Origin of the sequence: Burkholderia sp. Bp8991 (assembly GCF_003853795.1) — a bacterium.
Lineage (GTDB): Bacteria > Pseudomonadota > Gammaproteobacteria > Burkholderiales > Burkholderiaceae > Burkholderia.
The window spans coordinates 1-1,175 of the sequence record NZ_QTQJ01000073.1 but is presented as its reverse complement, the minus strand read 5'-3'; the positions used below and the strand labels follow the sequence as shown (position 1 = coordinate 1,175).

Genomic DNA, 1,175 nt, shown 5'->3' with positions numbered 1-1,175 from the left:
CGCTCGACCGCGAGCGCGACGCCCATCCCGCCGCCGATGCACAGCGACGCCAGCCCGCGCTTCGCATCGCGCTTGGCCATTTCGTGCAGCAGCGTCACCAGGATCCGGCAGCCCGACGCGCCGATCGGGTGGCCGATCGCGATCGCCCCGCCGTTCACGTTCACCTTCGACGTGTCCCAGCCCATCTGCTTGTGCACCGCCAGCGCCTGCGCCGCGAATGCCTCGTTGATTTCCATCAGGTCCAGGTCGCCCGGCGTCCAGCCCGCGCGCTCCAGCGCACGGCGCGATGCCGGCACCGGCCCCATGCCCATCACGCTCGGATCCACCCCCGCGTTCGCGTACGCCTTGATCCGCGCCAGCGGCGTCAGGCCGAGCGCCGCCGCCTTCTGCGCCGACATCACCAGCACCGCCGCCGCGCCGTCGTTCAGCCCCGACGCGTTCGCCGCCGTCACCGAGCCGTCCTTCGAGAACGCCGGCTTCAGCCCCGCCAGCGATTCCGCCGTCACGCCGTGGCGCACGAACTCGTCGGTCGCGAACTGCAGCGGCTCGCCCTTGCGTTGCGGGATCGACACCGGCACGATCTCGTCGTCGAAGCGCCCGGCCTTCTGCGCGGCTTCCGCCTTGTTCTGCGACAGCGCCGCGAACGCGTCCTGCTCCTCGCGCGTGATCCCGTATTCCTTCGCGACGTTCTCCGCCGTGATGCCCATGTGGTACTGGTTGTACACGTCCCACAGGCCGTCGACGATCATCGTGTCGACCAGCTTCGCGTCACCCATCCGGAACCCGTCGCGCGAGCCCGGCAGCACGTGCGGCGCCGCGCTCATGTTCTCCTGCCCGCCCGCGATCACGATCTCCGCGTCGCCCGCCACGATCGCGTTCGCCGCCAGCATCACGGCCTTCAGGCCCGAGCCGCACACCTTGTTGATCGTCATCCCCGGCACTGCGCTCGGCAGGCCGGCCTTGATCAGCGACTGGCGCGCCGGGTTCTGCCCCGAGCCCGCCGTCAGCACCTGGCCCATGATCACTTCGCTCACCTGCTCGGGCTTCACGCCCGAACGCTCCAGCACCGCGCGAATCACCGTCGCACCCAGCTCCGGTGCCGCGATCTTCGCGAGCGAGCCGCCGAATTTGCCGACCGCGGTCCGCGCGGCCGATACGATCACTACGTCCGTCAT

1 protein-coding gene is annotated in these 1,175 nt (G+C 70.4%); it reads right to left on the bottom strand.

All coding sequences use genetic code 11. The features are described 5' to 3' along the window. A partial coding sequence (locus DIE02_RS35170) for an acetyl-CoA C-acetyltransferase (RefSeq protein ID WP_148091661.1) occupies window positions 1-1,175 on the bottom strand: 1,175 nt, incomplete at both ends.